Source organism: Enterococcus sp. 7E2_DIV0204 (assembly GCF_002140855.1).
In the GTDB taxonomy this organism is placed as follows: Bacteria; Bacillota; Bacilli; order Lactobacillales; family Enterococcaceae; genus Enterococcus_L; species Enterococcus_L lemimoniae.
In genome coordinates, this window is sequence record NZ_NGKY01000001.1 from 2,962,198 (window position 1) to 2,985,488 (window position 23,291).

The 23,291-nt window shown below is 36.9% G+C and carries 17 protein-coding genes; 16 read left to right on the forward strand and 1 reads right to left on the reverse strand.

Features of this window, described 5'->3' with window-relative positions:
• Positions 1 to 167 precede the first annotated feature (167 nt).
• The 15 genes from A5819_RS13765 to A5819_RS13835 all read left to right on the forward strand — a co-directional run bounded on the left by A5819_RS13765 (position 168) and on the right by A5819_RS13835 (position 20,603).
• A complete protein-coding gene (locus tag A5819_RS13765; RefSeq protein WP_086279321.1) occupies positions 168 to 971 on the forward strand; it encodes an isoprenyl transferase in 804 nt (267 codons plus the stop codon).
• A complete protein-coding gene (locus tag A5819_RS13770) occupies positions 968 to 1,768 on the forward strand; it encodes a phosphatidate cytidylyltransferase (protein ID WP_086279322.1) in 801 nt (266 codons plus the stop codon). Before A5819_RS13765 ends, A5819_RS13770 begins: the two co-directional genes overlap by 4 nt.
• 58 nt (positions 1,769 to 1,826) lie before the next feature.
• The gene (locus tag A5819_RS13775; protein ID WP_086279714.1) at positions 1,827 to 2,987 is read left to right on the forward strand and encodes a 1-deoxy-D-xylulose-5-phosphate reductoisomerase; all 1,161 of its coding nucleotides are present in this window, start codon (positions 1,827 to 1,829) and stop codon (positions 2,985 to 2,987) included.
• Entirely contained in the window at positions 2,984 to 4,252 is a 1,269-nt protein-coding gene (rseP, locus tag A5819_RS13780) for an RIP metalloprotease RseP (protein ID WP_086279323.1), read from the forward strand. Before A5819_RS13775 ends, rseP begins: the two co-directional genes overlap by 4 nt.
• A gap of 67 nt (positions 4,253 to 4,319) precedes the next feature.
• Positions 4,320 to 6,032: a proline--tRNA ligase gene (locus A5819_RS13785; protein WP_086279324.1), complete on the forward strand. Its 1,713-nt coding sequence runs from the start codon at positions 4,320 to 4,322 to the stop codon at positions 6,030 to 6,032.
• Between the two features lie 578 nt (positions 6,033 to 6,610).
• The gene (locus A5819_RS13790) at positions 6,611 to 10,963 is read left to right on the forward strand and encodes a PolC-type DNA polymerase III (RefSeq protein ID WP_086279325.1); all 4,353 of its coding nucleotides are present in this window, start codon (positions 6,611 to 6,613) and stop codon (positions 10,961 to 10,963) included.
• Between the two features lie 275 nt (positions 10,964 to 11,238).
• On the forward strand, positions 11,239 to 11,679 hold the full coding sequence (gene zapA, locus A5819_RS13795; RefSeq protein WP_176271431.1) for a cell division protein ZapA: 441 nt from the start codon (positions 11,239 to 11,241) through the stop codon (positions 11,677 to 11,679).
• Positions 11,680 to 11,699: 20 nt separating this feature from the next.
• On the forward strand, positions 11,700 to 12,248 hold the full coding sequence (locus A5819_RS13800) for a CvpA family protein (RefSeq protein WP_086279327.1): 549 nt from the start codon (positions 11,700 to 11,702) through the stop codon (positions 12,246 to 12,248).
• A gap of 48 nt (positions 12,249 to 12,296) precedes the next feature.
• Entirely contained in the window at positions 12,297 to 14,663 is a 2,367-nt protein-coding gene (locus A5819_RS13805; protein WP_086279328.1) for an endonuclease MutS2, read from the forward strand.
• 207 nt (positions 14,664 to 14,870) lie between these two features.
• Entirely contained in the window at positions 14,871 to 15,185 is a 315-nt protein-coding gene (gene trxA, locus A5819_RS13810; RefSeq protein ID WP_086279329.1) for a thioredoxin, read from the forward strand.
• A gap of 99 nt (positions 15,186 to 15,284) precedes the next feature.
• On the forward strand, positions 15,285 to 17,087 hold the full coding sequence (gene uvrC / locus A5819_RS13815) for an excinuclease ABC subunit UvrC (protein ID WP_086279330.1): 1,803 nt from the start codon (positions 15,285 to 15,287) through the stop codon (positions 17,085 to 17,087).
• A 248-nt stretch (positions 17,088 to 17,335) separates the two neighbouring features.
• Positions 17,336 to 17,647, forward strand: coding sequence for a PadR family transcriptional regulator (locus A5819_RS13820; protein WP_086279331.1), 312 nt, complete (start codon positions 17,336 to 17,338; stop codon positions 17,645 to 17,647).
• Positions 17,648 to 18,337, forward strand: a complete 690-nt coding sequence (locus A5819_RS13825) for a DUF2812 domain-containing protein (RefSeq protein WP_086279332.1) — start codon at positions 17,648 to 17,650, stop codon at positions 18,335 to 18,337.
• A gap of 105 nt (positions 18,338 to 18,442) precedes the next feature.
• A complete protein-coding gene (locus A5819_RS13830; protein ID WP_086279333.1) occupies positions 18,443 to 19,342 on the forward strand; it encodes an ABC transporter ATP-binding protein in 900 nt (299 codons plus the stop codon).
• Complete coding sequence (locus A5819_RS13835) at positions 19,335 to 20,603, forward strand: ABC transporter permease (protein WP_086279334.1); 1,269 nt, start codon at positions 19,335 to 19,337, stop codon at positions 20,601 to 20,603. Before A5819_RS13830 ends, A5819_RS13835 begins: the two co-directional genes overlap by 8 nt.
• A 27-nt stretch (positions 20,604 to 20,630) precedes the next feature.
• Here A5819_RS13835 and A5819_RS13840 read toward each other — a convergent pair whose 3' ends face one another.
• The gene (locus A5819_RS13840) at positions 20,631 to 21,626 is read right to left on the reverse strand and encodes a LacI family DNA-binding transcriptional regulator (protein WP_086279335.1); all 996 of its coding nucleotides are present in this window, start codon (positions 21,624 to 21,626) and stop codon (positions 20,631 to 20,633) included.
• 195 nt (positions 21,627 to 21,821) lie between these two features.
• On the opposite strand from A5819_RS13840, the gene A5819_RS13845 reads away from it, so the two are divergent.
• Complete coding sequence (locus tag A5819_RS13845) at positions 21,822 to 23,216, forward strand: 6-phospho-beta-glucosidase (protein ID WP_086279336.1); 1,395 nt, start codon at positions 21,822 to 21,824, stop codon at positions 23,214 to 23,216.
• Positions 23,217 to 23,291 lie beyond the last annotated feature (75 nt).

A 23,291-nucleotide genomic window follows, 5' to 3' on the forward strand; every position in this document is an offset into this window, starting at 1 on the left:
ACTTTCTTTTTTGAAAATGGAGTGTTAAAAAGTGCTTTTTCATTGTGGATTACAGCAAATCAGCAAGAAAAAGATTAAATAATATCGAAATTCTTTCATTTGCATAGGCATTTTTGAAAGATATTGCTATAATAGTCTAGACAGATTTTTGGAATGGAGGGAAAAATATGTTACGTTTTTTTCCACAAAAGAATAAATACATACAAGAAGAAAGTACTTTTACATTTAATAGTAAAGGACCTATACCCAAACACGTGGCAGTTATTATGGATGGAAATGGAAGATGGGCGCAAAATCGTCGTTTACCTCGGATAGCTGGGCATAAAGAAGGGATGAACACTGTCAAAAAAATCACGAAGCATGCTAGTAAGTTAGGGGTCAAGGTTTTAACCCTATACGCATTTTCTACAGAGAACTGGAAACGGCCCTCTGAGGAAGTAAGCTTTTTAATGCAGCTACCAGTTGATTTTTTTGATACATTTGTGCCCGAACTGATCAAAGAAAATGTAAAAGTTCATGTGATGGGCTACAAAGAATTCTTACCAGAACATACTCAAGATGCGGTAGAGCGAGCAATTGACCAAACAAAAAACAATACTGGGATGGTTTTAAACTTCGCTTTAAATTATGGTTCAAGAGCTGAAATCGTTACGGCAGTTAAAGAAATTGCCCAAAAAACAGCGGATAATGAACTTTCTGCTGAAGAAATCACTGAAAATACAATAGCAGATCATTTGATGACTGGTTTTCTGGCTGATGATTTAAGAGATCCTGAATTGTTGATTCGGACTAGCGGAGAAGAAAGAATCAGTAATTTTTTACTTTGGCAAATTGCCTATAGTGAGTTATTTTTCACAGATGCTTTATGGCCTGACTTTAATGATACATTATTAGAATCGGCACTAGCATCGTTTCAAAATCGGAATCGCCGTTTTGGTGGTTTAAAGGAAACTGAGGAGGAAAAAAAATGAGACAACGCGTTATTACAGCGGCCGTAGCATTAGTTGTTTTTATACCGATTATTTGGTACGGCGGTTTCGTGATCGAACTCGCAGCAGCATTATTAGCTGTAGTTGGAGTCTATGAGTTATTTAGAATGAAAGGATTGGAAATCGCTAGTTTTGAAGGCGTTCTTTCTGCTCTAGGGGCAATATTTTTAGTGCTACCTAAAGACCGTTGGTTCTTCTTTTTACCTGAAAAAGCAGATAATTTCATTTTATTTTACCTAACTGTCATGATTTTGCTAGGTGGCTTAGTTGCATCGAAAAATATGTATACAATCTCCCAAGCAGGATTTCCGGTGATCACTAGCCTATATGTGGGTGTTGGTTTCCAAAACTTTGTGAGTGCTAGACATACTGGTTTTGTTGTCTTGTTGTATGCATTATTTGTTGTTTGGTCGACGGATATTGGTGCATATTTTATTGGTAAACGATTTGGCAAAAGAAAATTGTGGCCAGAAGTTTCGCCCAATAAAACAATTGAAGGTTCACTAGGGGGAATCCTTTGTGCGGTTGTAGTAGCATTCTTATTCTTGACATTGACACCTAATAAAGAGTTATTCACTTATAATTTACCAATCATGTTACTTATCACAGTAGTTTTTTCGGTTGTTGGTCAATTTGGCGATTTAGTCGAGTCATCAATCAAGCGACACTATGATGTGAAGGATTCTGGAACTATTTTACCAGGGCATGGTGGGATCTTAGATCGATTTGATAGCCTACTTTTTGTTTTTCCAATCATGCATTTATTCGGACTATTTTAATTTCTAAACAAGAAGGGAAGGTGAAAAACTCTGAATGTTCAGGGTTTTTCTTTTTAATATGAAAAATATAGCATTATTAGGAGCAACGGGCTCTATTGGCACAAACACCGTAGATGTTGTTATGGCATACCCTGAACTCTTTAAAATCGTTTCGCTGACGTTTCATTCCAATAGTGAAAAAGGGACAGAATTAATAGAACGCTTAAAACCACGATATGTCGGTGTGGGCTCAGAAAAAATCAAAGCAGAGTTAACGGACCGCTTTCCCGATATCGAGTTTGGTGTAGGAGCAGAAGGTCTTGTAGGAGCTGCCATACATGAGGCAGTGGATGTTGTCTTAACCGCTATAACAGGAAGTGTAGGGTTACTCCCTACGATGGCGGCCATCGAAGTAGGGAAAGATATTGCTTTAGCCAATAAAGAGACCTTGGTCATGGCAGGAAAATGGGTCATGGAAGCAGCAGAAAAAAATAATGTCAACATCTTACCAGTCGATAGTGAACATTCAGCGATTTTCCAATGTTTAGAAGGGCAGAAAGCTGATAACTTGAAGGAGTTAGTGATTACCGCTTCAGGAGGCAGCTTTAGAGACCTGACACGTGATGAGTTGGAAACTGTGACCTTAGAACAAGCCTTAAACCATCCAAATTGGTCGATGGGGAAAAAAATTACAATAGATTCTTCTACAATGATGAATAAAGGGTTAGAAGTTATCGAGGCTCATTGGTTATTTGGTACAGATTATGATAAAATAAAAGTTGTTTTACATAAAGAAAGTATTGTTCATTCAATGATTGCATTAAAAGATGGGGCTTACTTGGCTCAAATTGGACCAAGTGATATGCGAGAACCAATTCAATATGCATTGACTTACCCGGATCGGTTGCCAATCAAAAATGAGTTGGCATTTGATTTAACTCAGATTGGTCAATTAAATTTTGAATCGATGGATTTCAATCGTTTTCCAATGTTGGATCTAGCTTTTACGGTCGGGAAAAAAGGTGGTGCCTATCCAACTGTCTATAATGCGGCAAATGAAATTGCGGCAACTTCATTTATAAATGGAAAGATTTCGTATTTACAAATCGAACAATTCGTTCAACGAGCAGTCGATCATTACCAAGAAACTACCGAAGTCACTTTATCAGAAGTGATCGAAATCGATAAACAAACAAGAACTATCGTAAAAAGATGGATAAAGGAAGAAGGTCGGTTATGAAAACAATCATTACATTTATTATTGTCTTTGGAATTCTTGTTTTAGTACATGAATTTGGACATTTTTTCTTCGCAAAGCGTTCAGGTATTTTAGTGCGAGAATTTGCGATTGGTATGGGTCCAAAGATTTTTGCCCATCAAGGCAAAGACGGAACAGCTTACACGATTCGGATACTGCCAATCGGCGGATATGTTCGCATGGCGGGCATGGGGGAAGATGAAACAGAGTTAGCTCCTGGAATGCCGCTTTCTGTTGAGCTAAATGAGCAGCAAGAAGTTGTAAAAATCAATACAAGTAAAAAAGTCCAGTTGACCAATAGTATTCCGATGGAAATGTTAGCAGCTGATTTGGAAAAAGTGTTGTTCATTAAAGGGTATGTCAATGGTGATGAGTCGGAAGAAATCACCTATAAAGTAAATCATGATGCAACTATTATTGAGCAAGATGGAACCGAAGTTAGGATTGCACCAATCGATGTCCAATTCCAATCAGCAAAATTATGGCAACGAATGTTGACCAATTTTGCTGGACCGATGAATAATTTTATTCTGGCTCTCGTGTTATTTACAGTCTATGTCTTTATGCAAGGTGGTGTGACGTACACAAATACTAACTTAATTGGTGGTATCCAACCAGATAGTCCGGCTGAAAAAGCAAGCTTGAAAGCAGATGATCGTATCGTATCGATTGATGGACAATCTGTCAATGATTGGAACGATTTCACAAAGATCATTCAAGATAGCCCAGATAAAGAACTAAATCTGATGGTCGAATCAGCTGGTAAAACAAGAGAAGTGGATATAACGCCTAAAAGTCAAAAATCTGGTAAGGAAGAAATTGGTGTGATAGGAATCTTGCCACCAAAGAAAACGGGTCTAGCAGATAAGTTACTTGGAGGGGTTCAAACAACATTAAGTAGTTCTATGCAAATCTTTACAGCGCTAAAATCATTATTTACTGGATTTAGTTTAGATAAATTGGGTGGTCCAGTAATGATGTTCCAAATGTCTGCAGAAGCTTCAAAAGCAGGTGTCAACACGGTGATTTGGTTAATGGCAATGTTATCAGTCAATCTAGGTATCATCAATTTATTGCCAATACCAGCACTTGATGGCGGTAAAATCGTATTAAATATTTTTGAAGGACTTAGAGGCAAACCTTTAAGTCAAGAAAAAGAAGGTTTACTAACATTGATTGGTTTTGGTTTCATCATGCTATTGATGGTGTTAGTGACTTGGAATGATATTCAACGTTTTTTCTTTTAAATAATTTGATTTTACAACGAAGCACTTGAGGAGTGTCAATTATTCGTTTAAACAAAGGAGAGTTCTAATGAAACAGTCAAAAATGCTAATCCCAACTTTACGTGAGGTGCCTAATGATGCAGAAGTCTTAAGCCACCAAATGTTACTTAGAGCAGGGTATATTCGCCAAGTCTCAGCAGGGATTTATTCTTATTTACCCTTAGCAAATCGAGTACTTGAAAAATTAAAAAAAATCATGCGAGAAGAGTTTGATAAGATCGATGCGATCGAAATGTTGATGCCAGCGTTGCTACCTGCAGAGCTATGGAAAGAATCTGGTCGTTACGAAACTTACGGTCCTAATTTATATCGTTTAAAAGACCGTAATGAACGGGACTATATTCTTGGTCCTACACATGAAGAAACGTTTACAGAATTGATCCGAGATGAAGTGAACTCATACAAACGGTTACCGTTAAATCTTTATCAAATTCAGACAAAATACCGTGATGAAAAACGTCCTCGCTTTGGCTTATTGAGGGGTCGAGAATTTATCATGAAAGACGGTTATTCATTTCATGCAGATGAAGAAAGTTTGGACCAATCTTATCGCGATTATGAAAAAGCGTATTCTGCTATATTTGAGCGTTGCGGTTTGAATTTCCGAGCAATCATTGGTGATGGCGGAGCAATGGGTGGAAAAGATTCTAAAGAATTTATGGCGATTTCTGAAATCGGTGAAGATACAATTTGTTTTTCAACAGATGGTGATTATGCTGCCAATCTAGAAATGGCAACGAGTCTATATACTCCGAAAAAATCACATGAAACGCAATTAGACATCGAAAAAATTGCAACACCTGATGTTAGCTCAATTGAACAAGTTGCAGCATTTTTCAACGTGGAACCACAGCGCATTATCAAGTCTGTTTTATTTATGGCCGACGAAGAACCTGTGTTAGTACTAGTTCGTGGTGATCATGAAGTAAACGACGTTAAATTAAAAAACTTCTTGGGTGTTGATTTCCTAGAGGAAGCAACGGATGAAGATGCACGGAAATATTTAGGTGCTGATTTTGGTTCAGTTGGTCCCGTTGAATTATCAGAAGAAGTGAAGCTATTTGCTGATCTTCATGTTCAAGATTTAGCGAATGCGATCACGGGTGCTAATGAAACAGGTTTCCACTTAAGCAATGTTAATCCTGGACGTGATTTTACACCAATCAGCTATGAAGATTTACGATTTGTTCAAGAAGGAGATCCTTCACCAGATGGCAACGGTGCTTTAGAATTTACTAAAGGAATCGAAATCGGTCATATCTTTAAACTAGGTACTCGCTATAGTGAAGCAATGGGTGCAACAGTTTTAGATGAAAATGGTCGAGAAAAACATGTAATCATGGGCTGTTATGGAATCGGTGTAAGCCGTTTACTTTCTGCAATCGTTGAACAAAATATCGATGAGAATGGTATTAATTGGCCAGCTGGCATTTCACCATTTGATCTACATGTTGTTCAAATGAACATAAAAGACGAATATCAAATAAAACTAGCACAAGAAGTTGAAGAAATGATGTCAGCAGCTGGTTATGAAGTATTAGTAGATGATCGAAATGAGCGAGCAGGGGTAAAATTTGCTGATGCTGACTTGATCGGTTGTCCAATCCGCATCACTGTCGGTAAAAAGGCTGTTGATGGTGTCGTAGAAGTCAAAATCAAGCGCACTGGCGAAATGGTTGAAGTTCGGAAAGAAGAGCTTGAAAGTACATTATCTATATTGTTGAATGCAGATAAAGACTAAGACAAAAAAGCCTGTGAAACTAATCAATGATTGGTTTCATAGGCTTTATCTATTAGCATGTCTATTACTTTGTGAGTGAGTTAAATTGGTTCGTAGTGTTCTTACTTTACATTGTATTTCCTCGGAAAAAATAGTATACTTAATTGTGGCGAGGCACTTGGCAGAAATGTTTAAGGGCCTCTTTCTTATCAAAATGTCCAGTTTAAAACGGATGATTTTTGACTATATTTGGATTATAGAGGCTGGAGTAGTTTATCTAGCTGCATGGGCTAGTCTCTCGGAAAAAAGATAAAAATTAAATGTGATAAAGAAACATCACATTTAATTTTTCCTATTTTTCAGACAGAGCTGAACGAGCCCATTCCGCTTTTGCTTTGAAACACAGTGAATAAAATGAACTGATGTTGAAAAGTACAAGGTGTAGCAAAGCGGAACGTTGTTACCATGCGTTATCTAGCTGCACGGGATAACTCCTTAGGAAAAAGATAAAAATAGTTTGTGGTAAAAAGCACCACAATCGATTTTTCAGTCGGAGTTGAACGAGCCCGCTACGCTTTTATTATAAGGAGGTTCATTTAATGGCAGAAAAGGCACAAGAGTTATTTGCACAGTTGATTGATCAAATTCAATTAAATGAACAAGAGCGGCAACATCCGCTTATTCAACAGGGAAGAATCGATAAAGTCGTTGTTCATCAGCAAAGTCGTTTATGGGAATTTCATTTAGGTTTTGCTGAGATTTTACCAGTGATGTTGTATCAATCATTTATGCAGCAATTAGAACTTGCTTTTCAACAAATTGCAGGTGTAACTGTAAAAATTTCGACTGATAAAAGTGAATTTACAGAAGAGCAATTGACGGATTATTGGCAACTAGCATTATTGAATAGTCAATGTGATACGCCTTTAGTTCAACGTGTAATCAAAACCCAAACACCGATTATTGAAGATAAAAAAATTATTTTACCTGTCGATAACGATGCTGTGATTCCATATCTAAAACAACAATATCTACCAATTATTGAGGAGCTATATATCAATTACGGCTTTCAAAAATTTCATATCGAACCAAAAATGGATGAACAGCAAGCGAAACGTGTATTAGCGCTATTTGAAGAACGTAAGCAAGAGCAAGATGCTGCATTCCAACAACAAGCAGCTGAATCACTGGTTAAACATGAGCAAAAGAAAAAACAACAGCAACAACAAGGTCCGGCACTTGAAGGCCCCATTCGACTTGGTCGGAACATTCCAAATGACGAACCAATTATGCCGATGGGTAATATTCTAGAAGAAGAACGTCGCGTAACGATCGAAGGGTTTGTCTTTGATGTTGAAGTGCGGGAATTACGTTCTAAACGGAAAATCTTGATATTAAAAATTACGGATTATACATCATCTTTTATTGTAAAAAAATTCTCTAATGGTGAGAAAGATGAACAAGTTTTTGATGCGATCCAAAAACATAGCTGGGTAAGAGTACGCGGAAGTATTCAAGAAGATACATTTATGCGGGACTTAGTTATGAACTGTCAAGATTTAATGGAAGTCAAACATGCACCACGTAAAGATTACGCTCCAGAAGGCGATAAACGGGTTGAACTTCATTTACATAGCAATATGAGCACGATGGATGCAACCAATAATGTTGCTGATTTCGTGGCACAAGCGGGTAAATGGGGGCATAAGGCAATTGCAATCACTGATCATGGTGGTGCGCAAGGCTTTCCCGATGCTCATAGTGCAGGAAAAAAAGCGGGTGTAAAAATTTTATATGGAGTTGAAGCCAACGTAGTAGATGACGGTGTGCCAATTGCCTATAACGAAGCTCATATTGAATTGACAGATGCAACTTATGTAGTATTTGACGTTGAAACGACCGGGTTATCAGCTGTTTATGACACGATTATTGAATTAGCCGCTGTGAAAATGCATAAGGGAAATATTATCGATACGTTTGAACAATTTATCGATCCAGGTCATCCTTTATCGCAAACTACGATCAATTTAACAGGAATTACAGATGAAATGGTTCGTGGATCAAAATCAGAAGAAGAAGTTCTGCGTTTATTTAGAGAGTTTTCAGAGGACACTATTTTAGTTGCCCACAATGCGTCTTTTGATATGGGCTTTTTAAATACGAGTTATGGAAAATATGATATTCCGGAAGCTGAAAATCCGGTCATTGATACATTGGAACTATCACGTTATTTAAATCCGACCTTCAAAAGTCATCGATTAAATACTTTGTCGAAGAAATTTGGCGTTAATCTAGAACAACATCACCGAGCTATCTATGATTCTGAATCAACGGGACATTTATGTTGGATTTTTTTGAAAGATGCGAAAGAAAACCATAATATGAACTATCATGATGAATTGAATATGCATATCGGGGAAGGGGATTCTTATAAACGAGCAAGACCCTTTCACGCCACGATTTTAGCAACCACACAAGCAGGGTTAAAAAATCTCTTTAAATTAATTTCCATGTCTAACATCGATTATTTTTTCAGAATTCCAAGAATCCCTCGTTCTCAATTAAGCAAATTACGGGAAGGGCTGATCATTGGTTCAGCTTGTTCAAGTGGTGAAATTTTTGAAGCGATGATGCAAAAAGGGGTAGAAGAAGCAAAGAATCGAGCGAAGTTTTACGATTATATTGAAGTGATGCCCAAAGCTGTTTATGCTCCTTTACTTGAACAAGAATTAGTAAAAAGTGAGGCAGATTTAGAAGAAATCATTGCAAACTTAGTCAAAATTGGTGATGAACTTGATAAGCCTGTTGTGGCGACTGGAAATGTTCATTATCTAAATGAAGAAGATAGTATTTACCGTAAAATATTAGTTGGTTCTATGGGAGGAGCAAATCCGCTCAATCGTCATAGTTTGCCAGATGTTCATTTTAGGACAACAGATGAAATGTTGACTGCCTTCCAATTTTTAGGAGAAGAAACGGCTCATCGCCTTGTTGTCGAAAATCCTAATGCTATTGCTGACATGTGTGATGAAATCACCCCGGTGAAGGATGATTTGTATACACCAAAAATTCCAGGTTCAGAAGATGAAATTCGAAATTTGAGTTACACACGTGCAAAAGAGCTTTACGGGGATCCATTACCTGATATTGTTGAAAAACGTTTAAAAAAAGAACTAGATAGTATCATTGGGAATGGATTTTCAGTTATCTATTTGATTTCACAAAAATTAGTGCATAAAAGTATGGAAGATGGTTACTTAGTTGGTTCACGTGGCTCGGTTGGCTCGAGTTTTGTTGCAACGATGACTGGTATCACGGAGGTCAATCCTTTAGCACCGCACTATCATTGCGTTAATTGTAAACATTCTGAGTTTTTTGAAGATGGTTCGTATGGTTCTGGTTTTGATATGCCAGAGAAAAATTGTCCCAATTGTGGTCAACGACTATTTAAAGACGGTCATGATATTCCATTTGAAACCTTCTTAGGGTTCCATGGAGATAAAGTACCCGATATTGATTTGAATTTTTCAGGGGATTATCAAGCGGAAGCGCACAACTACACAAAAGTTTTATTTGGTGAGGAATATGTGTATCGAGCTGGTACGATTGGTACTGTTGCAGATAAAACCGCCTACGGTTTCGTAAAAGGGTATGAACGTGATCATAATCTTCATTTTAGAGGAGCTGAAGTGGATCGTTTAGCAAAAGGCTCGACTGGTGTGAAGCGGACGACCGGACAGCATCCTGGGGGGATCATCGTTATTCCTGATTATATGGATGTTTATGATTTTACGCCAATTCAATATCCCGCTGATGATCAAAATTCTGAATGGAAAACGACTCACTTTGATTTCCATTCGATCCATGATAATATTTTGAAACTTGATATACTAGGACATGATGATCCCACTGTGATCCGGATGCTGCAGGATCTGTCTGGAATCGATCCAAAAACGATTCCGACAGATGACCCGGAAATGATGCGGATTTTTGCAGGACCAGAAGTTCTAGGTGTAACACCGGAACAAATTTATTCTAAAACAGGTACATTGGGCATTCCCGAGTTTGGAACTCGTTTTGTTCGAGGTATGTTAGAAGAAACACATCCGTCAACGTTTGCAGAATTACTGCAAATATCTGGTCTATCTCATGGTACCGATGTTTGGTTAGGAAACGCTGAAGAACTGATCCGTCAAGGCGAAGCGACCTTGGCTGAAGTTATCGGTTGTCGGGATGATATTATGGTCTACCTGATCCATGCTGGATTAGATAGTGGTATGGCATTTAAGATCATGGAAACCGTACGTAAGGGACTTTGGAACAAAATCCCTGATGAACTAAGGGAAGAGTATTTAACGGCGATGAAAGAGAATAACGTACCAGATTGGTATATTGATTCTTGTTCTAAAATTAAATATATGTTCCCGAAAGCCCATGCGGCAGCTTACGTTTTGATGGCCTTACGTGTTGCTTACTTTAAAGTTTATTTCCCAATCCTTTACTACTGTGCTTATTTTTCAGTACGTGCGGATGATTTTGATTTAGTTGCAATGTCACAAGGAAAAGAAGCGGTCAAAGCGCGTATGAAAGAAATTCAAGATAAAGGCTTAGAAGCGTCTACAAAAGAAAAAAATCTATTAACAGTTTTGGAACTTGCCAATGAAATGATTGAGCGTGGTTTCAAGTTTGGTATGATCGATTTGTATAAATCGGATGCTGAAAATTTTGTGATCGATGGTGATACGTTGATTGCTCCTTTTAGAGCAGTTCCAAGCTTAGGACTTAACGTAGCTAAATCGATTGTGGAAGCAAGAGAAGAACCCTTCTTGTCTAAGGAAGATCTTGCAAGTCGCGGAAAAGTTTCTAAAACGTTGATTGAGTATATGACTGAAAATGGTGTTTTAAAAGATTTACCAGATGAAAATCAATTATCACTGTTTGATATGTTATAAACGAGATGAAAGGGTTTATTCAGGTTTAGAGAGTGAAACAAGACTGATTTTCAGTTTTGTTTCACTCTCTTATTTATGCTATTCGAATTTTACTAAGGTAGTGGTTTTGTATTTTAGGTGGAGAGAGAAACCTAATAAAAGTTATAATAATAACACTAAACCTTTAATTTTCCGTTTTAGTAGCATATAATAGTAAAGGGTTATTTGAAAACACATATTGGTGATTTTCATGGTACAATAGCATGTAATGGATCTATACAGGAGGGAACACTATCATGGTTAAAGAAAAAACAAGATATAAAGCTGTAATTGCCGATCATACGTACACAATTATCGGTCAAGAAAGCAAACAACATATGGATTTAGTCACTAAATTAGTTAATGAACAATTAGCTGAAATTAAACACATATCACCACAAACAAATGACGAACAAGCATCTGTTTTACTTGCGATCAATGCAATTTCTGATCAATTGAAAAAACAAGAAAAAGTGCTTAATTTAGAGCAAGAAGTTGCTGAATTAAAGAAAAGAACCATTCGATTAGCTGAATTGGAAAATCGGATCAAACGCATCGAAGCAATTGAAGAAGAAGCCAGAGGTGTCTTGAAAAAGAATGGACAAGAAGATGTTGAGATCCATAATCATATGGAAGCACAACAAATCTTAAATGAAAATCGTAAACAACAGATTCAAAGCAAAAGTACTCAAGACTAATAATCTGAGAGGATGACAGGATGTTAACATTACTTATTTTACTACTATTAGCCATTGGTTTTTATACAGGCGCTAGGCGCGGACTGATTCTACAAGTTTTATATACATTTGGTTATCTGATTACTTATTTTGTAGCTAAAACGTATTATAAGAGTTTAGCCTCTCATCTGGAATTGTTCATCCCGTATCCTTCGCCGACAGCTGATACTAAATTGGTCTTTTTCAATCAGGAGCTTACGCTTGATTTAGATCAAGCTTTTTATGGAGCAGTGGCATTTTTACTCATTCTAGCAGCTGGTTGGTTAGTGGTCCGATTTTTGGCTATTTTTGCCCATGGCTTAGTTTTCATACCTGTATTAAAACAAGCAAATTGGCTAGCAGGCGGATTAATCAGCTTAGTAGTCATCTATATCGGAATATTTTTAGTATTGAGTACGTTATCGATGTTACCTGTTGATGCCGTCCAAAACCAATTCAAAAATAGTGGCTTGGCAAGTTATATTGTAAAAGATACACCAATATTTTCAAAGCAAATCTATCATTTGTGGGTAGAACAGATGATTAAATAGTTTCAAGTAGTACCTGTAGCAAGTCTTACAAGAACAGAAGGTGAAAAAATGAATACACGAATTTTAACAACACTAGGCTTTGACAAGGTCAAACAGTTGATCTCCCAATACGTCGTTACAGCTCAAGGGGGAGAAGAGATCGAACAGCTTGTCCCTGTAAATGATGCAATGACAATTCAGGCTTGGTTGGAAGAAACGGAAGATGGATTAAAAATCCAACGCTTACGAGGGGGTATCCCAATTCCTAAGCTAGAGAATATTCGTCCTCATATGAAACGTATCGAAATAGGCGCTGATTTGAATGGTATCGAATTGGCTCATGTAGGGCGAGTACTCTCTACCACCTCTGAAGTTATTCGCTTTTTTAACGATTTGCAGGACAGCGAAATCGAATTACTTCGACTGTATTCTTGGATCGATCAATTGATTGTTTTACCAGAATTAAGTCGCAGATTAAAAGAGTCAATCGATGAAGATGGTCGAGTGACAGATGAAGCGTCACCTGAATTAAAAATCATTCGCAATAATATTCGTAGAAGCGAACAAACAATTCGTGAACAATTAGATGGCATTGTTAGAGGGAAAAATGCTAAATATTTAAGTGATGCAATTGTGACAATGAGAAATGAACGCTATGTAATTCCAGTTAAACAAGAATACAAAAGTATTTTTGGCGGTGTAGTCCATGACCAAAGTGCTTCAGGACAAACATTATTTGTTGAACCAAAACAAATCGTTGATCTGAATAATCGCTTGCGTCAGCATCAAATTGCAGAACGCAATGAAATTGAACGGATTTTAGCTGAGTTATCAGCAGAGTTAGTTCCTCATCGCAATGATATCATGCACAATGCGTATGTTATCGGCAAATTAGACTTTGTAAACGCAAAAGCTCGTTTTGGTAAGGAATTAAAGGCAGTCGTTCCTGAAATCAGTGCAGAAAATCACATTTATTTTAAACAAGCGAGACATCCTCTTTTAGATCAAGAGAAGGCTGTTCCAAACGACATAACAATTGGTAAAGAGTATCAAGCTGTCGTGATCACAGGACCAAATACGGGTGGTAAGACGATTACATTGAAAACGCTCGGGTTACTTCAATTGATGGGACAATCAGGCTTGCCGATTCCAGCAGGCGAAGAAAGCCGTATGGGGATTTTTGACGAAGTTTTTGCAGATATCGGTGACGAACAATCGATTGAGCAAAGTTTGAGTACTTTTTCTTCACACATGACAAACATTGTTGAGGTGTTGAAAAAAGTTGATAACTATAGTTTAGTCCTATTTGACGAATTAGGTGCTGGAACGGATCCTCAAGAAGGGGCAGCACTAGCCATTTCCATTTTAGATGAACTGGGTAGCAAAAGTGCCTATGTGATGGCAACAACTCATTACCCTGAGTTAAAAGTTTATGGCTACAATCGAGCAGGCACAATCAATGCTAGTATGGAGTTTGACGTAGACACACTAAGCCCGACTTATCGCCTATTGATTGGTGTTCCAGGACGCAGTAATGCATTTGAAATTTCAAAACGTCTAGGGTTAGATACATCAATCATCGATGAAGCAAAACATATTATGGATGGTGAAAGCCAAGATTTAAATGAAATGATTGCTGATTTGGAAAACCGTCGTAAAATGGCTGAAACTGAGTATCTAGAAGTTCGTCATTACGTGGATGAGGCTGAACGCTTGCATAAAGAATTAAAAGAAGCCTATGGGTACTTTTTCGATGAGCGTGAAAAAGAAATGGCAAAAGCTCGTCAAAAAGCCAATGAATTGGTTTCCCAAGCGGAAGAAGAAGCGAGCCGTATTATCTCAGATATCCGTAAAATGCAGTTGACTAGCGGAAACCAAGGTGGTGTGAAAGAACACCAATTGATCGATGCTAAGTCAAAACTCTCTCAACTGCATCAGGAAGAAACCCATTTAGAAAAAAATAAAGTGCTGAAAAAAGCGAAAGAACAAAAGAAACTTAAATCAGGTGATGAAGTTATCGTTAATACGTTTGGGCAACGAGGCACATTAATTCGTAAGTCTAGCGATAATGAATGGCAAGTGCAATTAGGGATCTTAAAGATGTCTGTTGCAGAAAGCGATATGACCCCAGTTGCACCTGAAAAGGAACCTACACAAAGAGTAACCGCTGTTCGCTCAAATGAAAGTAGTCATGTAGCGAACCAATTGGATCTACGTGGAAAACGCTATGAAGAGGCTCTGGCTGAAGTTGATCAGTATCTTGATGCAGCAATTTTAGCAGGTTACCCTCAAGTCACGATCGTTCACGGCAAAGGAACAGGTGCTTTAAGAACAGGGATTACTGACTATTTAAAAAATCATCGCAGTGTTAGTAGCTTTGAGTTTGCGCCAGGCAATCAAGGTGGCAATGGCGCTACTATCGTAAAGTTTAAATAAGATGCTTACCTTTAGTAAGCAGAAAACTGGTCGAATCAGCAAACCAGTGCTATACTAATTTTAGAAATGATTACCGAGCTTCACGGGTTAACTCTTCAGAAAAAAGATAAAATGGAGTGAGACTAAAATCATCCCAATCAATTTTTACTATTTTCCTGTCAAGGCTAGATGAACCCGCTGTGCTTTAAAAATTAGGAGGTCTATAATATGACACAAGTAATTACAGATAAAGATTTTTCAGCAGAAACAGATAACGGTCTTGTTTTGATCGATTTTTGGGCAACTTGGTGTGGTCCTTGTCGGATGCAATCACCGATTTTAGAACAATTAAGTGAAGAATATGATGAAAGTGAAGTAAAAATTGCGAAAATGGATGTAGATGAAAATCCAGCAACACCAGCTTCATTCGGAATCATGAGTATTCCAACTTTACTTTTAAAAAAAGATGGAGAAGTTGTAGAAAAAGCAGTAGGTGTTCATTCAAAAGAACAGTTACGTGCATTGATCGACAAACATCTGTAAAAAAACTTAGGATGGAGTATTTCTTCATCCTATTTTTTATGCCTAAGTATGGAGAAAATGGTATAATATACTCTATCAATGGATTAGAAAGGAAGTACTATGAACGAAAGAATCAAAAATAAGTTAGCCTTACTTCCTGACCAACCAGGTTGTTACTTGATGAAAGATAAAAACGGTACGATCATTTACGTTGGGAAAGCCAAAGTGTTAAAAAATCGCGTACGCTCTTATTTTACTGGTAGCCATGATACAAAGACAGAACGGCTCGTTAGTGAGATCGAAGATTTTGAATATATTGTAACAGAATCCAATATTGAAGCCCTACTACTGGAAATTAATTTGATTCACAAAAATGATCCTAAATATAATATAATGCTGAAAGATGATAAAAGTTACCCCTTTATCAAAATCACCAATGAAGATTATCCACGCTTATTAATTACTAGGAAAGTATCAAAGGATAAAGCATTATATTTTGGTCCGTATCCAGATGTAGGTGCAGCCAATGAAACTAAACGTTTGTTAGATCGACTTTTTCCTTTAAGAAAATGCCGAGTCTTACCAAAGGAAGTTTGTTTGTATTATCATATGGGGCAATGTTTAGCGCCCTGTGTCTTTGATATTCCTAAATCTACGTACACAAAAATGGTTGCGGAAATCAAAAGTTTTTTAAATGGTGGGCACCCTGTAATTCAAGAAGAAATTCAAAGGAAGATGAACGAAGCCGCTGAAAACATGGAATTTGAAAAAGCGGCAGAATATCGTGATCAGATCAAAGCAATCGAGACGGTGATGACACGTCAAAAAATGACCAATGCTGATTTAGTTGATCGAGACGTTTTTGGATTTGCTGTTGATAAAGGTTGGATGTGTGTGCAAGTATTCTTTATTCGCCAAGGAAAATTGATTGAGCGAGATGTCTCTATTTTTCCTTTTTATAATGAAGAAGAAGAGGATTTTCTAACATTCGTTGGACAATTCTATCAAGAAAACGAGCATTTTATTCCAAAAGAAGTCTTGATTCCAGATCATATTGATATTGCTAGTGTTGAAGCCATGCTATCGACTAAGGTCATCCAACCGCAAAGAGGCGAGAAAAAGAAATTAGTCAAATTAGCTGGAAAGAATGCGACAGTTGCTTTGCAAGAAAAATTTGATCTTATTGTGCGTAAACAAGAACGTACAATCGGAGCAGTTGAAAAATTAGGAAATGCCATGAATATTCCAGCACCTATCAGAATCGAAGCGTTTGATAACTCGAATATCATGGGAACTGATCCAGTTTCAGCGATGGTTGTGTTTATCGATGGACGTCCTGATAAAAAAGAATATCGTAAATACAAAATCAAAACAGTCAAAGGTCCAGATGATTATGCATCGATGCGTGAAGTCATCTATCGCCGTTACGCAAGAGTTTTAAAAGAGAATCTGCCGTTCCCTGATTTGATTGTGATCGATGGTGGAAAAGGGCAAGTAGATGCAGCAAAAGAAGTATTGGATAATCAATTAGGCTTAGACATTCCGATAGCGGGGCTTGCAAAAAATGATAAGCACAAAACAAGTGAATTATTATTTGGTCCTAATTTAGAAATTGTTCCTTTAGAAAGAAACTCCCAGGAATTCTTTTTGCTGCAGCGTATCCAAGATGAAGTTCATCGATTTGCGATTACTTTTCATCGACAATTACGTAGTAAAAACAGTTTTGCTTCTCGTTTAGATAATATTGAAGGATTGGGACCGAAGCGAAAAAAAGAACTGTTAAAACAATTTAAGTCATTGAAGAATATTACAGAGGCAACTATTGATGAGTTAATTGCCTCTGGTTTACCGAAAAATGTCGCTAAAAATGTGTATGATCATTTGCATCAAGAAAAAATAAATTTAGAAGAAAATAATCCATAACTGATTGAGGATGAGATGAGGATCTAAACCTTTTTACTTTTAAAGGAATTCCTGTTGCTCTCACTATTTAGTTGACTTTCATGTGGCTAGGATATAACTCTGTGAGTTGTAACCTAGTCATTTTATTCTTTAATGGATTGTCAAGTAATATGCCTTGGGTTTTAAATCAAGGTTTGACAGTAAGGTCAAGTTTCGGTATTATATCAGTATGTGATATATCATTAGGTGATATAAAGGAGTAAGATATCATGGAAGATACACTGACGGACTCTACTTATCTAATTCTGTTAGCGTTACTGAAACCGCAACATGGTTATGCTATCATGAAAGAAGTGAATGTTTTAACAAATGGGCAGGTAGATATTGGTCCGGCAAGTATGTATACCATATTAAAAAAGCTACAAAAAAATGAGTTTATTACTCTGGAAGATAGTAATGAACGAAAAAAAACGTATTTGATTACAGAGAAAGGATACGATATCTTGCAGAAGGATATTGAGCGCCGTAAACTTCTTTATCAAGCTGGAAATCGTTTGTTAGCTGAAAAAAGGGAGATATGAATGGAGATATTTAGGGGGAAGAAATATATTTTTTCTAGAGGAATTGCCTTTTATCCTGAGAAGGAAATGCAGCTACTAAAGAAACAAGGAGAAAAGGGTTGGCATTTTAGAAAAATGAATCAAGTTGGGTTATTGGTTTTTGAAAAAGGAAAGTCAGAAGAAAAGGAATATTCAGTAGATTTTTTTGACGGTTCATCAGAAGAATTATCTGAATATTTAGTAATCTACAAACAAGCTGGTTGGGAAAACATAGCAAATTATAAAAAGAGATATTTCTATTTTAAAGCGGATTGTGGTACGCCAACTATTTATTCAGATGCTGAAAGCTATTGGATTCGCATGAAAAAAGAATGGAACTGGTTGCTGATTCGTTCGTTGGCTTACCTACCTATTGGGATAGTTTTGCTAATCATGCTATTTTTTACTAAAACATCTAAAACTATTTTTTTTGCTAACCTGTGGATTCGAACGATGCTGATTTTTTTTGGAATGTTATTTACCGTATTACCACTAGGTGTTGCGATCAGCGTTATTTTTTCATTGGTTATTTATAGAGATCGGACAAAATACTACAATCAGCCAGAACGATTTGCTAGAAAGCAAAAAGTTTTGAGGGATTCTATAATACTGGCAATGATTGGTTTTATTGTAGGTATGTTAGTCAGTATCTTACTAAGGAATTCTTTTTAAAAACCGCAAATACGTGGTAAAATCTGTTCAGCATCAACTAAAAACAGGACCATTAAATCGGGTAAGATACTTTTTAAATAAGAACTGAATATAGGAGGATGGGAAATGTTAGAAGTAAAGAATTTGGTTAAAACATTTGGTGATTATACAGCTGTAGACAATATGTCTTTTGAAATCCCAGATGGAAAAATACTTGGGCTGATTGGTCAAAATGGTGCAGGGAAAACAACAACATTCCGTTTGATTTTAGATTTTTTAACCCAAGACAGCGGGGTTGTACTTTGGAACGGTCATCAATTAAGTGGTAAAGATTACAATGATATTGGCTATTTACCAGAAGAACGTGGCTTGTATCCTAAGGTCTCCATTCAAGAACAACTGATTTATTTTGCAGAATTGAGAGGGAAATCGAAAAAAGAAATTGAACCAAAAATCGACGAATGGATGGAAAAATTCAAAGTTAAAGGCAAAAAAACAGATAAAGTAAAATCACTTTCTAAAGGGAACCAACAAAAAGTTCAACTGATCGCAACGTTGATCCATGAACCTAAATTAGTTATTTTGGATGAACCTTTTAGCGGATTAGATCCAGTTAATGCTGAGCTTTTAAAAGATGGCATTCTGGCATTAAAAGAAAAAGGCTCTTGTGTCATTTTCTCCAGCCATAATATGGATAATGTTGAAAAAATCTGTGATCATCTTGTGATGCTACGTAGTGGCGAGATGGTACTCAATGGCAAAGTTCATGATATTCGTGAAAGCTTTGGTCGTACAAAAGTGTTCTTGGAATCGCCTTTGACTCCAGAAGACGTATTAGCTATCGATGGTGTAAAAACAGCTGTCAAACGTGGTGATGGTGTGGTTGAAGTAACGTTAGCTGATCCAAAAGCCGGGGAAGAAATTTTTGCACGGGCCACACAATTCGGTTATATTCCCATGTTTAATCAGCAGCCACCAACCTTAGAAGAAATCTTTAAGATGAAAGCAGGTGAACCAAATGAGTAAATTCTGGATCATAGCAAGTGATGTTTATAAAAAGAATGTAAAATCTGTTTCTTTTGTTATTATGATATTGGTACCATTTATTGTGATGGGGATAATTTATGCTGCGGGTTCACTAGCAGGCGGTTTTTCAGAAGAGACGAAAGTTGGGCTTGTGTCCGATAATCAAGAATTAGCAACCCAATTAGCTAAATCGAAAACAGATGATTATACGTTTAAAGTGGTTTCCTCACAAGATGAGGCAGAAAAACAGTTAAAGGATAAAGATCTTGAAGCATTTCTAGTTTTAGATACGAAAAATGATCAAGTTCAAGGAAAATTGTATGCTGAATCTTCTTTAGGCACAACGACCGAACTAATGATGAGCCAAATGCTCAACGGACTGCAATCTTCACTAAAAGCAAGTAAATTAAATTTAACAGCTGACCAGTTAGCCAGTTTAAGTCAACCAGCTAATTTTGAAAAAACAAAAGTCAGTTTTGATGATAATGGTAAAATGACGACAGGACAAGATAATACTGGGATTCAGTCAGCGATGTCATTTGTCATTACGATTATTCTTTGGGTGATTATCATCACGTATGCATCCATTATCGCTCAAGAGATTGCCTCTGAAAAAGGCACTCGGATCATGGAAGTTATTTTATCAAGTACAAAAGCTCAAACTCATTTCTATGGGAAGTTAACAGGTGTCATTTTGGTTGCGCTGACTCAAATCGTGATTTATGCTGCAGCAATTGGTATTGGTTATTCACAGTTGAAAAACTTAGATATGGTGAAGAGCTTGTTGGAAGGACTTTCAACGACCAATATTTTTGGTAGTTTCTTATACTTCACATTAGCATTCTTTGTTTTAGGAGTCTTAGTTTATTCTGTTTTAGCAGCACTTTGTGGTTCGTTAGTATCAAAACCAGAAGATACTGCCAAAGCTGTTCAACCCATTATTTATATCGCAATGATTGGGTATTTTATTGGGATTTCGTTAGGTACAACGGATCCGCAAAATATTGTCATTAAAGTCTCTTCTTACATCCCATTGATTTCATCGTTTATTATGCCGATTCGTTTAGCCAGCGAAACAGTAACAAATACAGGGGCAATGATTTCTGTTTTGATTCTAGTTGTTTTCGGAGTATTATTGACGATGTTTTCAGCGAAATTGTATAAATCAAATGTCTTGGTTTATAGTGAAGGTGGCGTCTTGAAATCATTGAAACAATCAATTTCGATCTTAAAAAATGAACGTAAAAAAGTAACGAAATAGCCAAAAAAGAGCACTGAGGAAAAAATCTCAGTGCTCTTTTTCTTGTTTTCGCAAGGGAACAGTTTGTCTTTCAATAAGCTGGACACTGATTTCTTGTTCGGGGATCGTCGCTTTATTGAGTTGATTATGAAGATAGATAAACGAATTTTCCGCTTGACGCTTGATTGAATAATCCACAGTTGTTATATGCATTAAACGACTAATTTCACTGTTATCGAATCCGATTACAGCAACATCTTCTGGAACAGAATAGCCTAATAATTGAAGTTCGGATATGAATTCTGCGGCAACTGAATCTGTATAAAAAGCCATTGCATCTGTTTTACTGGTCATTTTATGCCAAAGTTGTGCAATCGTCCGTCCATTGTTGATTCTGGATTTATCTTGGAAAATCCACTCATCGTTGATTGGAATCTGTTTAGCTCGATGAAAATCATCAATAGCTTTTAAACGGGCCTTAGTATTCAAATTTTCAAAATTCCCTAAAACATGACCAATCGAACGGTATCCACGTTGATAAAGGTAATCCAATGAGCGATAATAACCAGAATAGTGGTCAATGTAAGAAGAATAGATACGCTCAGAGTCAATACGATGCCAAGTAGAAATTGGACCATAGATGCTATATGGCTCGATTAGGTCCCATTTATTGGCTCGGGTTAAAATAAAAACACCATCGATTTGTTTGTATTTCATTTGGTTCAAGGCATCGATTTCCTTCTTTTTATCTCCGTCAGTAAAGTATAATGTAACATAATAGTTGTATTTTTTGGCAATAGAAATAAAACTTTGAAGAAAAATACCTAAAGGATCGAAAAAGCCTTGAGCGAGAAAACCAATCGTCTTGGTCTCGCCGCTTTGAAGGTTTCGTGCAATCAGATTAGGAGAATACGATAACGCTTCCATTGCTTCCAACACTTTTTTTCGACTTTCTTGACTAACATAACCATTTCCAGAAATAACTCTAGAGACAGTTGATTTTGATACGTTCGCTTGTTTTGCTACATCAATAATAGTTGTCATAAATACTCCTCACTACCGAGTTTATTTCATTTAGCTGAATCTTACTTTCTATACAGGGTTGAGACCTTTTTACTTTATCAGTATAACATAAAAAAATTAAAAAAAGAGCTTGACATGGGAACATTCCCACATATTATGATAAGAATGTAAACGATATCAGAACATATTCTGAACAAGAAATCAGGAGGGAAACACATGACAAGAGATGCATTGAAAATCGCAACAATTGGTGGCGGATCAAGTTATACACCAGAATTAATCGAAGGATATATCAAAAGAAAAGATGAGTTGCCAATCAAAGAGATTTGGTTAGTAGATATTGAAGCAGGAAAAGAAAAATTAGAAACAGTTGGTGCTATGGCTAAGCGTATGGTCAAAGCAGCTGGATTAGATTGGGAAGTTCATTTAACATTAGATCGTCGTGCGGCTTTGAAAGATGCTGACTTCGTTTCCACACAATTCCGTGTAGGATTACTTGATGCGCGAATCAAAGACGAACGTATTCCATTGTCACATGGGGTGTTAGGCCAAGAAACAAATGGAGCAGGCGGTATGTTTAAAGCGTTCCGTACGATTCCTGTGATCCTTGGTATCATCGAAGATATGAAAGAGCTATGTCCAGATGCTTGGTTAGTCAACTTTACCAATCCTGCCGGAATGGTTACAGAAGCTGCTATCAAACATGGCGGTTGGAAAAAAACAGCAGGATTATGTAATGTGCCGATAGGTCATAGAAAACAAGCAGCTGAAAAGCTAGGCATTCCAGAAGATGATTTATTCTTCAAATTTGCTGGGATCAACCACTTCCATTGGCACCGTGTATGGGATAAACAAGGCAATGAACGCACACAAGAATTGATCGATTTGATTTATGGACCACAAGAAGATTCTGAAAGTCACTTAAAAAATATTCATAATGCACCATTCCACTACGAACAAATCAAAGATTTAGGTATGTTGCCTTGTGGTTATCATCGTTATTACTATATTGAAGATGAAATGCTAAAACATTCGATTGAAGAATTCGAAAAAGGGGAAACTAGAGCACAAGTTGTAAAAGAAACGGAAGCTCGTTTGTTTGAATTATATAAAGATCCTAATTTAGATTACAAACCAAAAGAGTTAGAGCAACGTGGAGGCACGCATTATAGTGATGCTGCTTGTGAATTGATTGCATCCATCCATAACGATAAACGTACGGATATGGTTGTTTCAACTGAAAATAATGGAACAATCACTGATTTACCATATGACTGTGTTGTTGAAGTTTCAGGTCCAGTAACAGCACACGGCCATGAACCTTATAACTGGGGTGCCTTTCCACCGGCAGCACGTGGGATCATCCAAGTAATGAAAGGGATGGAAGAAACAGTGATTCGTGCAGCGATTGAAGGGAATTATGGCGCAGCATTACACGCATTTACGATCAATCCTTTAGTGCCTGGTGGTTCAATGGCTAAAACATTATTAGATGAGTTATTGATTGCCCATAAAAATCATCTACCAAACTTTGCTGAAGCAATTGCTAAAATTGAAAGTGAACAACCAGAGACAGTTGCTTACGTGACAGAATTGATGAAAAGTAATTAATTAATAAAATTGACACTTAACTATAAAAATGTGAACCGTTTCCTGAAAAAATTTTTTCAGAGGAACGATTCACAT